A 14,430-nucleotide genomic window follows, 5' to 3' on the forward strand; every position below is an offset into this window, starting at 1 on the left:
TATATTTACAGGATGTCATGAGCTATCCAAAAAAGAACCCGTATTTAAGGGAGAAACTGCTCATTGAAAAATAAAATTGGTAGCTAGGAATGATGATGCCAAATATCAGACCATTACAACGCCCTTTACATATAAGAGGGATAAAACGCAATTAAAGCACTATCAATCACTTACTTTTTCTGTAGATATAGGGTCTATTACATCAAGTAAGACAGCTAATCTCTCGCATCTAAAAAATTGACTACGAAGTATTCTATAACCACTTCTATTCAGGAGAAGCATTTATATGTGGCTAAAGATTACGGTGGCATTGTTGCAACAGTCATAATGGGTAAAAAAGGGCATCAGGAAAAAACAGAATTAGTTTCAAATTAAGATGAACAATTTACTGAGCAAGTCCGTCCTGCAACTCCGTCGATAGTTGGAAAGCTGCTCTATACCTTGAGGCTGAATTTTCACTCGAAAGATTTCAGCCTCAGTCCCGATGTACTTTTGTCACTGAATGATTATGATAAAACGTAGGAAGGAAAAGATGTTTAATCAAGCGGATCTTGAGGGTATACTTCTTATAAGAAAAGCATAGCTTAATCGGATTAAAGAACAGGCTTGGAAGTAGGTAAAACTGTTTTATCCCCCTTCGATGTTTTTAAGGGGAAAAAATCAGTGTAACGAGCACCATTATTCCTTTTGTTTTTCATTGATAATAAACATGGCAACACCCACTGCAATGTTTGTTATCAGTGTAATAAATCAACATAGACCTCCCTCTAGTGTTGAGTATTGACTTAACCGCCCCATTTTTGGGGCGGTTTTTTTGATTAAGAAAAGTATTCGACGGTGATGTTGTGATTAAAACAGGGCTTAAATGAAAATAAAGCCGAAAGCTCCAAATAGCTGTTGACTGGAGGATAGCCCTTTTTTCTCACGATGATTCAGTTTGCCTGTTGATAGCATTAGCGTCTATAATAAAAGAAAGAGGGGGGATGGGAGATGCTTGAGTTAAGACCATTGCAGATTCAAACCCAGCAGTTGAAGATGACAACGGAGCTTCGGCAAGCGATTCACTTACTGCAGTATTCGACACAAGAGCTTTCGGATTATATTCGTGAGCAAGCGATGGAGAATCCGTTAATGGCACTTGAAGAGCCATCAGTGCCTCCCACCCCTAGTGCGTCTTTTTCATCCACCAGTTCTAATTCATCTGAACAAAGGGATCCGCTTTCATTTATTAAGCAAGAGGAAGATAGCCTGCAAGAAGACCTGCTTCAACAACTACGCTATCTGCCTCTAGATCAGCAGCAACGACGACTCACTTCACATCTTGTTCTTTATATTGAGGAGGATGGCTATCTTCGCGAGGATTTAGAGATGATCGCTGAGGAATGCGGTGTGACAGAACAGGCGATCCATGAAGCCTTGCAGATTGTGCAAACATTGGAGCCAGCAGGCATTGGCGCCAGGCATTTGCGTGAGTGTCTGATGCTCCAAATCCAGCGGAAGGCTTCGGAAAAAGCGCTGGCCTACACGCTTGTTCGCGACCATTTAGAGGCGATTGCATCAAGCAATCATCATGAAATAGCGGAAATATTGGCTGTTGAAGTAAAAGATATTGAGTCTGCTATCCAGCTGATACAAACGCTAAACCCGCGCCCGGGGGAAATGCTTTCACGCGAGCAGCCAATCTACATCCAACCAGATGTGGTTGTACATTCCAGTGATGGTCAGTATACGGTGAGATTGGAAAGCGATCTCTTACCCGCGATCCATTATGATCGGTCGTACCACGCGCTGTTAAAGTCAGCAAATGACCATGAAGCCACGCGTTACTTACAGGGGAAATATAAACAAATGCTCTGGTTGTTGAGAAGCATTGAGCAACGCCATCATACCTTGTTAAACGTGAGTCAGGCGATCATGCATCATCAAAAGCAGTTTTTAGATAAGGGCATTTATTACCTGGCCCCATTAACTTTAAGAGATATCGCGCAAACTTGTGGTATTCATGAATCGACGGTGAGCAGAGCAGTAAAAAATAAATATATTCAAACACCACAAGGACTTTTTGAGTTAAAAACCTTCTTTTCTACTAAAATAAGAACCTATTACCACCAAGAGGTTTCGGCAACAAGTGTGAAGGCTCTAATCAGAGCACTTATAGAAGCGGAGGATAAAGCTAAGCCGTTGTCAGATCAAGCCATAGTCGATCATTTGCAGACTTCTAGGGGACTGGTCTTATCACGAAGAACCGTCGCAAAATATAGAAAGGCGATGCATCTACCGAGTTCTTCAAAAAGAAAAAGTCAAGGTGCCCATTATTAGTGATGGACAGCCATGATAAGGAATTATAGTGGGGAAGTATGGAAGCCATTAAACATCAGCCTAAGGAGTTAACGTGCTATTGACATTCGCCTTTGCTGCTAGTGGCATGACGAATGATAATTGCATGTAGAGAGGTGGACATCATGGATAAAGTCGAAGAGAGTGAAGGGGCTTTATTGCGGCAAATCAGTTTAGGATCAACCCAAGCATTTGATCAATTCTATGAAACTTATTTCCACTATGTTTATCAATTGGCGTTAAAAATGACAAAAAACACGTGTGAGGCAGAGGATTTATGCCATGATGTGTTTGTAGAAGTCTTTCGTCAGCCTAAACAGTTTGATAGCAAAAGAGGAAGTGTTAAAGCGTGGTTGGCCATAAAAACAAAAAGTCGTTATATTGACAGGCAAAGAAAGGTGAAGCGCTCACAAGCATATCTGGAGTCTCTTGATCCAGTTTATAAGGAACCCGCTATTGATGAAGTGGTTTTACAGCATATAGATCGTGAGCGCGTCTTAAAGGCAATGCATAAGCTGCCTGATATTCAAAAAAAAGCAGTGTATGGAAAGTATTTTAATTATCAAACGCAAAAAGAGTTAGCGGCAATGATGGACAAACCTATAGGTACAGTGAAATCCTTAATACGATATGGTCTCAATAATTTACGCAAACAATTGCTTAAGGAAGATTGGTCATCGTTTTCTGGAGGGGATCAAGGGCATGAGCGATAATAATGGGCATTGGCGAGAGGAAGAGCTCATTGATTACGTACTGAGAGAGAATGTCAATCAGCATCAAGACCAGCGCATTCGCAGACATCTTCAAACGTGTTCACGATGCCGACATATTGTTGAGTATTGGCAGGCTATCTGTGAAGAGACAGAGGGGCCTTTAGAACCGAAGGAGAAGATCAAGCGACGTATTTATCGGTCCTTGGTCATAGATAGGCCGATACGCCGACGGGCTTGGGTCAGGCCTTTAATGCTTACCTCGATCATTGGCATTGTCATGCTTTCTGGCTTTTTATTTGGCAGAATGACAGCGACTTATCCTGTATCACATTCACAACAGGTGATTCCTGCGGCTTTTCAAAAACAAAATATGAGTTTTGCGCCGACACAGCCAACGGCTTATAACGTTTTGTCCGTTCATGAGAGTGAGGCAGATGGCTATGTATGGATGAACAGACATTCCAATGATTTTTACTTGTTTTTAAATGGTTTAAAACCGGTTGAAGGAAAGGATTATCAGGTTTGGCTGGTCACCGATGATAAGCGCCAAGTCGGTGGTGTGTTACAATTTAATGGCGAGCTTGCCCATGTCTATGTACATCATAAAATGGTTGGAAAAGCTAAGACACTTATTGTTAGCTTAGAACCACAAGGTGGGAGTCAAATTCAGACGGGACCCAAAACGGTACATCTCGATTTACCGGATACAAGTGAATTTTAATAGGTGTTGATTCGCACTCAATGTCATGAATACAAACCCTAACTCATTTTCTACTTTTTCTTTGCCCCGCACTGACATACGAGTGAAACGCAAATTCGCCTTCAGAAATCCAAAAACTGGTTCTTCGTCACTTTTAATTATACGTGATAAGGGGCGCTTCTTCATCGATGCGTTTTTCTTGTATCAGTTGGCAACGAAATTGTACGGAGCACTGACGTAATAACCCTTTGACCTTTGGATGGAGCACGAAAACGGTTGATGGTGCGATAGCTTGGTTCATAACCTTGAGCCAGCCACATCATGCGCACACTATCCTTCAGTAAAGCTTCGAGCTTTCTGCCAGAGAAACCGATTGCGTGTAAGCACACAAAATCACTTTCATCATCATGCGAGGGTGATAGGAAGGATACCCTGTTTCACGCAAGAAACTAGAGAACGCCTTATCCGGTATACTTTCCACCCTATCATTGACTGCATAGGCAACGTCATTCTCTCGAATCTTTATTTCTAAATCTAGCAGCAAGACGACTTGTTTCTTGTTATATGTTTAAACATAAGGATACCTCCGATTGTTAATTTAGAGATACTTTAACTTTATCAGAAGGTATCCTTTCTGCGTACTTATTTTTAGAACTTTTTAAAGGCAAGAAGGCTCAGTCTTGCTTAGCTACTAAAAAAGGTTTTAATATCAAAAGCCTCGTCGGTTTTCAAGTGGATTGGAGCGAAAGACGCTCTGGCGCCTTCGGGAACGGGGCCAGCGTTACTTCACGAATACACTTCGAGTTGTTCCGAGAAAGCTGACTTCGAAGCCATACGCGTAGACGCAGGAACAGGGGACTTTTAATCACAAATACTTGGGAAAACAGATCGGTCCATTCCCAAGTGAGCTGAGGCCACTAAGGACGATCGGCTAAAAACGTCACGTCCTGTGACAACGCCGACCCTACCCACATCGTGTGGGCATGAGGAAAGCAAGCGTTCTGTGGCAGAAATCAACCTTGCCAGTTCCGATGATAAACAGAATTTTATACTTTTTAATTCAAAAGAGTGGTGCCCACCAATTTTTGGTAGGTGCCACTCTTAATTTACTGGTTTTATCCCAGCCTCTTTCTATGGAGTGGGAGAGCAAGGAAAGGTAATGGGGAGCCCAAAATGATTGCTGAAACATTCGATCGGTTTACCATAAAAAAGGCCTTCATGCTCAACACATTCAACTTTTATTACAAGATGGACTGGCGAGATGCCTTATACTACTGATAAACCAGTGAACCCCCATGTGAGCAATGATCAAACACAAGCGGTCATTGATGTGATGAAGCCGCAGTGGTTTGAGCAGCTAGAAAAGAAATAGAGCACATCTAAAACATTTAAAAGAATGAACCAGTAAAATTTGTTCAAACTATTCATGACAATATTTGGTCATGGAGGTTTTGAGATGAAAAAAGGCGTGTTTAGTTATTTAGCTCTTGCTTTAATTTTATCCATGCTTCATCTGTCCGCTCCTCAAGAAGTGCGAGCAGAGGAGAAGGTTAAAAAGCCTTATACAGTGACATTACAGAGCAAAGACGGAAAAGTGGTGGGTGAAGCAAAGCTCGTGGAAACAAACAATGGTGTTGTGATTCAGGTGATTGCGGAAGGCTTTGATCCTGGCTTTCATGGCATTCACTTTCACGAAACAGGGAAGTGTGAGGGACCTGATTTTATCAGTGCAGGTGAGCATTTCAATCCTTTCAAAAAAGAACATGGACTTAAAAATCCTAAAGGACCACATGCCGGAGATTTAAGAAACGTCAATGCCGATGCTCAGGGCAAGATTAATACCACCTTTATAACCCCGAGGGTCACTCTGATGAAAGGGAAGGAGAATTCTCTACGAGATCTAGATGGATCGGCTTTAGTCATTCATCAAAATGTCGATGATCAAATGACGAATCCCTCAGGAAATTCAGGAGCAAGAATCGTTTGCGGTGTTATTAAATAAAAAAGTATGCTAATCTCCCTCACGCTCAGCACGGGTCTGAGGGTATTTTGTGGAAGAATAGGCTTCGCTTAATTCGAAGAGGAAAGTCCCCTGAAATAGAGAATAGAGTTGAAAGCGACATTTTTAAATATATACTTGTCTATTATTCTACTTCCCTATAAAATATCATTTCAGATGCTACGGCATTACGGTTGTGTTATAGTAGGAGAAAAGTAAACTTTTAATAAAAGGGAAAGTGAAGCACGTGAGTAACTTAGAGAGACTACAGATTCTCACAGAGATTATCGGTGAATTTAAAACAGCTATTTTAATGGATCGAGAGCCTGATAAGACTGGAAGATTGGTACTTGAAGTGATTCAAGAGGCGGGGGATGACGCGCTCTCAGATTTTGTTTTAAACGCCTATCTCAAGTTAACAAATGAGCAAACCGCTGTGCAATATTTGGATGATGCTAGAGACTATCTCTATGAAAAAATTGATCGTTTGATGAATTAAAACATATCCAATAAAAGAACGGCTTCTATACGAGGCGGTTCTTTTTATGTTTTAAAAAAGAATGGATCCATTCAGTCTTGGGTTAGTACATTTTGCGCGTCGGACGCCAAAGCTCTCACTCCAAAAAGTGAAGTGCTCTTGGAAGCCAGCACTCCATGACTGACTCAAAAAGTCGAACGCATGCCTTCGCAATTAGGAATGCGTTCGGCTTCTCTATGAGCAGAAGCGATTTGCAAATTTTTACATAGCTGTGCTGCTTTTTAAGCGATGGTCGCCATGATGCTGAAATAGGTGCTTGCCAGAAATCCGACAGCCATCAATAGTGAAATGATGTTGGGGAACTTTTTTATAAAGCTTAAAATAATCATGAGTAGAAAGAGTAAGCTAAAGTCAATAAAGATAAAGCTGAACACATTGAAGCTGAAATGTACGACGAAATCACTCGGAATATTTTTTTGATAAATAGCTAAGAAAAGAGGACTGGGTCCATATAAATTTAAATACTGGTCAGGCTGGTGAGGTGGCGGCTGTTGGCCCATAAAGGCGGTGACCGCAAAAATCAATAGGATGACAAAGCTTTCAGCCCTTGCCCACTTAATAGAATGATAGCGTTTGATCGCCTTGCGGAAAAAGCCATTGAATAGACCGTACAAAAGTAGTGGAATAACTAATAGATGCTTAATGAGCAACGCCTGGCCATAATTTGAAAAGAAACCTTGTTTGTATTGATAAAGCGTACTGGAAAGAGAATGGCTTAGGGGTGCCGCAATATCAATATCCATTGTAAAAAAGCCAGCAACAAGGACAATGAGTACGGAGATTAAAGCAAGTGGTGTATACCACCTTAAAAAGCTTCCCCAATTTTGCTCGTCTTTACTTAACCAAGCGGCAACAAATAAGCATCCCCCCCAGATCGTCACAGCAAGTAAATGAAAAAAATGGGAGGTGAATCCCGCTAAAGGATATAAGGAAGCCGCGTGGCCAGCACGGGCATAGCCTCCGATGAGCAAGACACAGAGAATCAACCCAATCCGTGCAAGAAACGTGTCGTTTTGTAATCTATTAAAGTAGATCAAGCCAAAGAGCAGCAGTGCCATTGCTAATGTGAAAATCCAAGCCTGACCCGCTTCGAAAACAAATAAGACATTTTTGAAGCTTGTCCAAAAGCCGATGCCATTTGACATGGTGATCATTGTGCTAAGAATGGGGGCAAAGGATAAAGCGCCAGCTCCAACAGTCGTCCATAATAATAAACGCTTAGAAACAAAGATATTGGGGCGGCGATGCTCCGGCAGACTGTAAAAAATCAAGGTCCCTGTCAAAAGACATAAACAAATATATAAAAGAAATTCGGTAATCCAAACAACGAACAAAAGATTCCCTCCTTTTTTCTTCTCTATTCAGGCTGTTTTCGCAAGGTGAAAAAGAGTCCGATACAAATGACCACGGCGAAGAGGATCATCATGGTTATGTAAAGTGATGTTTTATGATTATGCTCAGTGGTTTGTACAGGATCATCTTGAGCTGATTCATTAGCTGCAATGATTGCTGACGCTTTTGGAGCGTTTTCATTTATACCAAAAGCTAAATAGCCGTGAACTTTATGTGTATCGATACCGATAAGATGCCAGAACAGCTTATATTGACCTTCTTTTAACGGCTTTTTGGGCATGATGATGACTTGTTTTTCTTTGATGATCGGCTTCTCAAGTGCGTAGGTATGGCCGTGCGCATCCGTTAGTGTGAGATCGGTAAATTCTTCGACAGCAGCTCCAAATTCTAGATTAAGCGTTGTGACGGGACCCGATACCTTTCCGCCCTGTGCAGGTGTACTCTTTACTAATTCGGAATGTGCCAGGCTTATTTGCGGCACAAGGAGACTGAATAGGAGTAGAGCAAAAATAAAACCTAACCTTTTTGGCACTTTATCCCTTCCTCTCTATCCCTTTTGTTTTGGTAAAAGACATCTAAAGCGATGGACATCCATCGCTTTAGCATCTATTTCTCTATTTAGAATATTACTTTTTTCTTTTCACAAGTGCAATAATGATGGCTATAATGCCAAGGACAATTGAGATAATGGAGAGATAAAGCCCCCAATTTTGCCCCGAGGATTTGTCATCAGTAGCTGATGTATCTGTGGCATCACCGGCGACCACCTTCGTTATGGAAGCTGGATTTTCAGAATCCTCAGGACCAATCCATTTGACAATACTGCCATCAGAATAAGTTTGATAAGCTTTCCAACGAATCTCCTTGGCATTTTTAGCTACATGAGCCATAATATCAAATTCATCAAACTGGTTAGGTAGCAAGCCTTTTCCTTTGGTTGTCCAAGTGATTTCTGTAATTTTTCCATCCTTATTTTTCTTTGTGGTGTAGTCCCATCCTGATTTGGGCTTAAAGGAGGACACATCGACACTATTGGGAACAACGAGACGAATTTTAGTTGTAGGAATGTCTTTTTCCGTTGGCACGCTAACCGTGAATTCTTGGTAGGAATCTCCTGTCACCTCAAAAGGGTGAACCTTTACGTGAGCGCTGGCGATGCTAGAGAAAATAAAGATACTTAGAACAACAGCGGGAATCATCGTTAACCATTTTTTCAAAAGAATCATCTCCTTAATTTATTGATTCGGGTATACGGATATATCTTTCTTGAGAACAGTGTAATTATCATCGTTATCAAGAATTTGTAATTCAAGCTCCCAATGACCGGAAAGTGTTAAATAATTGCCTTGAGCTTGAAAGACATCAATCTTTGTTTGCTTTTCTTTTTTACTTGAAAGCCTCTTTAAAGGAATATCTAACCCTGATATGCCCTTATCTGTATTTCTCAAGATGAGATGCACATTTTGGATGCTGAGATCTTGGTGACGAACGGTTAATTGAAAGCGGTTGGTTACGCCAGGATCACGCGGGCTGATGGACAAAGCCGTCACGAAACCGTTCTGATCTGTTTTCCAATCTAAAGGTTTGTTTTGCGGAATCGGACTCATGTGAGTGAAGGCTCCAACGATAACAATAATCGCCAACATCATGAGAAAATCAATTTTAAACCCTCTTAAAAAGGAAGAAGCTTTTTGCTTGTTTAATTGTTTGCGAATGAAAAAGGCGGTGATAAAGACACCTATGACAAGCAATGTTTTTAAGAGTAAGAGTATTCCCCAGGTGCTATCGATAATCTCTGTAATACTGGGCAGGAAGATAAATGTTTCTAGGATGCCCGAGATCACTAAAGCGACGAGACTAATAAAAGCGCCTTTAGAGAAAAACGGTAAAAACTCTTGAGTGCTCTCTCGCATTCTCTTCCAATGAAGAGCGATATAAAGCAAGCCTCCGACCCAAAAAGCGGCGCCGATTAAGTGAACGGCATCCAGAATCACTGAAAGCCATTTCGGAGAAAAGCTTATCGCATGGCCACTTAGCGCTTCTAATAAAATAAATGCGATAAAGGCAAGACCATTGAACCAGCGCAATCTCCGCGGGAGGCAAAGAACGATGAGTGCCAGACAGACGCGAACGAGTGCAAAGCTGCCTGTCGTTGTATGGAATAAAAAGAGATTGAGCTCGTGACCATTAAACCCAGAAATGGATTGTGACAGCTCACCAAGGCTGACTAGCATCGAAACGATGAATAAAAAGATTTTTAAGCTCATCAACCATCGAAAGCCTTGTTTCACTTGACTTGGGCGCAATACGCTTATTAATAGCCAGCCTAAAGTGCTTAAAAGTAAGAAATAATAAATGGCATAAAGGATATATGACTGTATGCCATCTTGATGAGGCGTTTCTTTTGGCTGGACAGCGCTTGTGCTAGATAATGGTTGTCCTATCGAAAATAAATAAGAGGCTTCAACAGGATGAGTGTCAGCAGATATGATATGATAATTAACAGTATAGGTCCCTTTTGCTAGTGTCTTAAGCTTAGTAGATAGCGTCGTATGGTCAGCGGACATTTTTGTCTTTGTCGACACGAGCTTGCCTTTAGAGTCATACACTTTTATGTAATAAAGTTCGGGCTGCAATCGCTCATTGAATGTCAGCTTGACAGTGTCTGGTGCCTGTTTTAATTGCTCGTTGTCATTTGGTGTGGCTTGAAGCAGATGAGCATGTGCACTTGCTGTTTGTGGGATTATAACAAATAATAACAATACGATGCAAACGATTACTTTATTTTTCAACTAGACACCTCCTTCTCTATTATGATAGTATGTGTTGAAAAATAACAAGTTATAACATCGGTGTTACCATTATTTTATATGATACTTTAAGAAATAGCAGAAGAAAGAATGAAAAACTCGTGACGAGTTTGTGAGAGAAATGTGTCAGGATGAGTGTGGGAGGAAGAGCATGTTACCTATTGAGCGCCAGAGGCAGATCAAAGCGTTAATTCAATCAAAACACCATATAAAAATCAGTGAGCTTAGCCGACAGTTTCAGGTGTCAGAGATGACCATTCATCGTGATATCAAACCGCTGATAGAGGAAGGCTTCATTATAAAAACCTTTGGCGGGATTACACTGGCCACAAATCCATCAGAAGAATCTGTGAGCACATCCTGTGTCTACTGTAGTCGGCCAATTAAGGAGCGCTTAACGTATCGCTTAATCCTGGACAACAACACAACAGAAATAGCCTGTTGTGCCCATTGTGGATTATTACGACATCAGCAGCTTGGAGATAAAGTTGTCCAAGCCATTTGCTTTGATTTCTTACATCATACAACAATAAGCGTGTCAGCGGCATGGTATGTGATGGATACATCTTTAAATATCGGTTGCTGCCAGCCGCAAGTCCTTACCTTCGCTGAACGGAAGCATGCCGAGCAATTTGTGACAGGCTTTGGTGGACAGGTGTATACCTTCCATAGGGCCACCGAAAAGCTATCGACAACAATGGAATGCTGTGGGAATGTTGAGTAAATGTCTAAAGAATGAAACCCTTTATTAAGAAGCTGCATATGATGCAGTAATGTCTTCTTAATAGAGGGGGAGCGCTTGTGGATAAAACGAAAAGGGAGGAACGACAAAGAGAGTTTACACTTTATCTTATTCTGTTTATTTTGCTTGTGATTGTGGGCGCTATCCAATCGCAAAGTGCGCAGCATGCACAACAAGCTTATCAGAACCCTTATCATCCTTATTATCCTGGGCAATATCATCCATATGGCTATCCAGCCAATGCTTACTGGGGCAATCCTTATGCTTATCCTCCTTATGGTGGAGGTGCTCCGTTCGGCTGGTGGTAGAAGCGTGTGTTGAGCCACTCCTTTCCAAAAGTGTGGCTTTTTTTAAAGGTCAGAAAGTATAACATTTCTGATCATGAAGGACGGTGCGCGTTTTCGCTCCTTGCGCTGGGCGCTGCGGGGGCTTACCGGTCTCTCACTTCCCGCTGTGGACTCTGGTATCGCATCATGAGTCCACGGCGCCCGTGAAACGCACGATCTTAGAGTGTTCCGAATCTCTCGCACCTTGCGCTTCAATCCACTTGATCAGGCAATGAAGCCTCTTCCATATCTGATGATGCTCTATACTAAGGACAAGGGCCAGGCATGCTTTTCTTATGTCTGGCTATTTCTATTCAACCTGAGGCTTTTATCACTATACTTTCCTTGTTCATTTGTTAAACTATAATTACCGGATTAAATATACATAGGAGATTGATTTATGAGTAGATTGACCTTGTCATCCTTTCAATGGATGGTGTTTATTTTGGCAGGAACGATTGTCGCTCCTGTATCTGTTGCTTTTGCTTATGGATTTTCTGCGGAGCAAACAGCGGAGCTGCTGCAACGGACATTTTTTGTGATGGGTCTAACGTCTTTGCTGCAGGGACTTTTTGGCCATAAGCTGCCATTAATGGAGGGCCCAGCAGGCTTATGGTGGGGCGTCTTTCTTGCTTATGCTGGCGGAGCTGCGATTGGGGAGAAGAGTCATACCATTCTCAGTAGCCTCGAACTTGGCTTGTTTGTTTCGGGTGTGTTGTTTCTTGTATTAACCCTGTTGAACCTCATTGATAGTGTCAAAAAGTTATTTACCCCAACTATTATTGGTACGTATTTAATTTTGTTAATTTTACAATTGAGCGGACCATTTGTGGAAGGGATTCTTGGTGCAGAAGGCGGAAAAATCGACAGTAAAGTTGCCGTCATTGCATTGATTACACTTATTATCGCTATTGTCTTATCTCAGTTTCGTGTTACCTTTTTCAAAAATTACTCGGTGCTTTTTAGCTTGATCATTGGCTGGATTCTGTTTGCCGTCTTTGGCTTAACCGACAATGAGGTGGTGGCTACCCATAAAGTCTTTTCTGTTCCGCAATGGTTTGTATGGGGAAAGCCGACCTTTAATCTCGGGGTGGTTATTACTGCTTGCCTAACAGGTCTTCTTTTGCTGACCAATCTCATTGCCAGTGTGGATGCGGTCAAACAGGTTGTCAGACCAGAGAAGGATGAGAGCTTGAGACGGACGAGTTTTATCATGGGGATTAACCAAATCCTCGCAGGAATTTTTCCAACGATTGGTGGTGTGCCGATCTCGGGTTCTGCTGGTTTTATTTTAACCACCCGGATCAAAGAGCGTCTGCCCTTTTTAATCGGTTCATTGATTATCTTAGTCCTTAGCTTTTTTCCGGTTATCATGGGCTTTTTCGCAGCGCTTCCTGCACCGGTTGGCTATGCAACACTCTTTTTGTCAATGGCAGGTATCATTGGTCTTGGCCTAAATGCGCTCAAAGGGGAGCTGCACAAAGAAAAAAAGGTTACTGTTGCTACGGTTTCCATCATGGCTGGAACGGGAATTCTTCTTCTCCCACAAACTGCACTTGCCGATCTGCCAAATGTTGTGTCCTCCATTCTTCATAATGGGTTGGTGGTGGGTGTTGTCATTGCCGTCATTCTTGATCAAACAATAGGGCGTGAGAAACCCACTCCCTTGGCCGATAAAAATCAAGCTTAATGACGATTAAAGGCATCTTAAATAGGGAATCTTAGTAGAGAATCCTATTGATTGCCTAGCCTATTAAAGGCAAACACAAACAGGTTGGGTTATGATGGGGAAAAGGACGTTATAAGGAGGCGGTTAAACTGATTATTGTTTGGGTGAGCTTAGGGGTTATTGCTCTGGCGTTAATATGGTTAATTATCAGGCTGTTTATCGAGGCGAAGGCTATGAAATCCGTGATTGTCGATGTGTCCCAAAAAACAGAACGCCTTAGAAAAGATAGTGAGTCGATCATTAAGCATCAGGAGCGTTTACAAACAACAGCAGCGGATTTATTAAAGGATGTTCATGATAAAAAATCTGCCATTCAATACACTCAAGATCAGGCAAAGGAACTTGTACATACGATTAAAAACTCTCAAGAACATATTATGCATGCATTTAAGCAATCCAACACCGATAAATATAAAGTGTAGAGCAGTGGAAGGGTTCACTGCTCTCTTCATTCCTCATGTTGCTTTTCCCCCCCATGGCGTATAAGCGTTGGGTAGATATGAATGTGTACATTGCCCTTCAAGGCCTTAGCGATCATACAATGTTCTTCTGCCTTGGGTAACACATCTTCTGCACGCTTATAAATGGTATCACTGGCTTGGGCTTCCAAAACTAAAATGGGGTAATGGGTAATCGATTCGAAATGGAGACCGCCTTCATCGCTAACCACGCCTTCAGAACGAATTTCTATTGAGTGATAAGGGACATTGTTCAGTTCTAAATGAATGCCCAATGTCATGAGATAGCAGGACTGTAGAGAAGCGATAAGCAGTTCATCAGGATTAGTGCCGATGCCTTGGCCCCCCATGGATGTATCGACAGAAATTGCAGATTGGATACCTGATGCGTTCAACTGCCCCTTTCCTTGACGTCCACCAGCCCACTGACCTTGAACAGTAAATGAATAAGTTGTCATTTGTTTGATCCCTCCTTGGCTAAGGATAACATAGTGTGAAGGGCAAGAAGGTAAGGAATGCTTTAGGAATCTCCTTGCAGGTAGGCATGTCAAAAAATTGTTCATCAACATGAGCAAGCTGTCTAGGATTCTATGCTATAATATTGAGAAATATTGGTCTTGTTTTCAGGGAATTTCTATCCTCTGTTTTCCATTTATAAAGGCTCATGCCCCTTCTATAAGGCGTGTCTATAAAATAGCCATTTTTATTAGGACTAGGCATATAGG

14 protein-coding genes and 1 pseudogene are annotated in these 14,430 nt (G+C 41.7%); 9 read left to right on the forward strand and 6 right to left on the reverse strand.

Features of this window, described 5'->3' with window-relative positions:
• Positions 1-990 precede the first annotated feature (990 nt).
• From rpoN to IEW82_RS15175, 3 genes are all read left to right on the forward strand, one after another.
• On the forward strand, positions 991-2,319 hold the full coding sequence (rpoN, locus tag IEW82_RS15165) for an RNA polymerase factor sigma-54 (protein ID WP_188696251.1): 1,329 nt from the start codon (positions 991-993) through the stop codon (positions 2,317-2,319).
• A 143-nt stretch (positions 2,320-2,462) separates the two neighbouring features.
• The gene (locus IEW82_RS15170) at positions 2,463-3,050 is read left to right on the forward strand and encodes an RNA polymerase sigma factor (protein WP_229672657.1); all 588 of its coding nucleotides are present in this window, start codon (positions 2,463-2,465) and stop codon (positions 3,048-3,050) included.
• A complete protein-coding gene (locus IEW82_RS15175; RefSeq protein WP_188696256.1) occupies positions 3,040-3,771 on the forward strand; it encodes an anti-sigma factor in 732 nt (243 codons plus the stop codon). Before IEW82_RS15170 ends, IEW82_RS15175 begins: the two co-directional genes overlap by 11 nt.
• A gap of 145 nt (positions 3,772-3,916) precedes the next feature.
• On the opposite strand, the pseudogene IEW82_RS15180 reads toward IEW82_RS15175, so the two are convergent.
• Positions 3,917-4,294: pseudogene (locus IEW82_RS15180) on the reverse strand (transposase); the annotation flags it as partial.
• Between the two features lie 912 nt (positions 4,295-5,206).
• Between IEW82_RS15180 and IEW82_RS15185 the strand changes: the two are divergent.
• Positions 5,207-5,752 carry a superoxide dismutase family protein gene (locus IEW82_RS15185; protein WP_229672659.1) on the forward strand — a complete coding sequence of 182 codons (546 nt, stop codon included), beginning with the start codon at positions 5,207-5,209 and terminating at the stop codon, positions 5,750-5,752.
• Positions 5,753-5,996: 244 nt separating this feature from the next.
• Complete coding sequence (locus tag IEW82_RS15190; protein ID WP_188696261.1) at positions 5,997-6,248, forward strand: hypothetical protein; 252 nt, start codon at positions 5,997-5,999, stop codon at positions 6,246-6,248.
• A 260-nt stretch (positions 6,249-6,508) separates the two neighbouring features.
• Here the strand turns inward: IEW82_RS15190 and IEW82_RS15195 are convergent, their stop codons facing one another.
• From IEW82_RS15195 to IEW82_RS15210, 4 genes are all read right to left on the reverse strand, one after another.
• Entirely contained in the window at positions 6,509-7,621 is a 1,113-nt protein-coding gene (locus IEW82_RS15195; RefSeq protein ID WP_188696264.1) for a CopD family protein, read from the reverse strand.
• 23 nt (positions 7,622-7,644) lie between these two features.
• Positions 7,645-8,172 carry a copper resistance CopC family protein gene (locus IEW82_RS15200; protein WP_188696267.1) on the reverse strand — a complete coding sequence of 176 codons (528 nt, stop codon included), beginning with the start codon at positions 8,170-8,172 and terminating at the stop codon, positions 7,645-7,647.
• A gap of 94 nt (positions 8,173-8,266) precedes the next feature.
• Positions 8,267-8,857, reverse strand: a complete 591-nt coding sequence (locus IEW82_RS15205) for a YcnI family copper-binding membrane protein (RefSeq protein ID WP_188696269.1) — start codon at positions 8,855-8,857, stop codon at positions 8,267-8,269.
• An 18-nt stretch (positions 8,858-8,875) separates the two neighbouring features.
• Entirely contained in the window at positions 8,876-10,432 is a 1,557-nt protein-coding gene (locus IEW82_RS15210) for a copper resistance CopC/CopD family protein (RefSeq protein WP_188696272.1), read from the reverse strand.
• A gap of 169 nt (positions 10,433-10,601) precedes the next feature.
• Between IEW82_RS15210 and IEW82_RS15215 the strand changes: the two genes are divergently transcribed.
• From IEW82_RS15215 to IEW82_RS15230, 4 genes are all read left to right on the forward strand, one after another.
• Positions 10,602-11,174, forward strand: a complete 573-nt coding sequence (locus IEW82_RS15215; RefSeq protein ID WP_188696277.1) for a DeoR family transcriptional regulator — start codon at positions 10,602-10,604, stop codon at positions 11,172-11,174.
• A gap of 77 nt (positions 11,175-11,251) precedes the next feature.
• Positions 11,252-11,500, forward strand: coding sequence for a sporulation protein YjcZ (locus tag IEW82_RS15220; RefSeq protein WP_188696280.1), 249 nt, complete (start codon positions 11,252-11,254; stop codon positions 11,498-11,500).
• A gap of 418 nt (positions 11,501-11,918) precedes the next feature.
• The gene (locus IEW82_RS15225; RefSeq protein WP_188696284.1) at positions 11,919-13,208 is read left to right on the forward strand and encodes a purine/pyrimidine permease; all 1,290 of its coding nucleotides are present in this window, start codon (positions 11,919-11,921) and stop codon (positions 13,206-13,208) included.
• Between the two features lie 212 nt (positions 13,209-13,420).
• Positions 13,421-13,669, forward strand: a complete 249-nt coding sequence (locus IEW82_RS15230) for a hypothetical protein (protein WP_188696286.1) — start codon at positions 13,421-13,423, stop codon at positions 13,667-13,669.
• Between the two features lie 26 nt (positions 13,670-13,695).
• On the opposite strand, the gene IEW82_RS15235 is transcribed toward IEW82_RS15230, so the two are convergent.
• Positions 13,696-14,163, reverse strand: a complete 468-nt coding sequence (locus IEW82_RS15235; protein ID WP_188696289.1) for an OsmC family protein — start codon at positions 14,161-14,163, stop codon at positions 13,696-13,698.
• Positions 14,164-14,430: the final 267 nt, after the last annotated feature.

Source organism: Pullulanibacillus camelliae (genome assembly GCF_014642655.1).
GTDB classification, from domain to species: Bacteria; Bacillota; Bacilli; order Bacillales; family Sporolactobacillaceae; genus Pullulanibacillus; species Pullulanibacillus camelliae.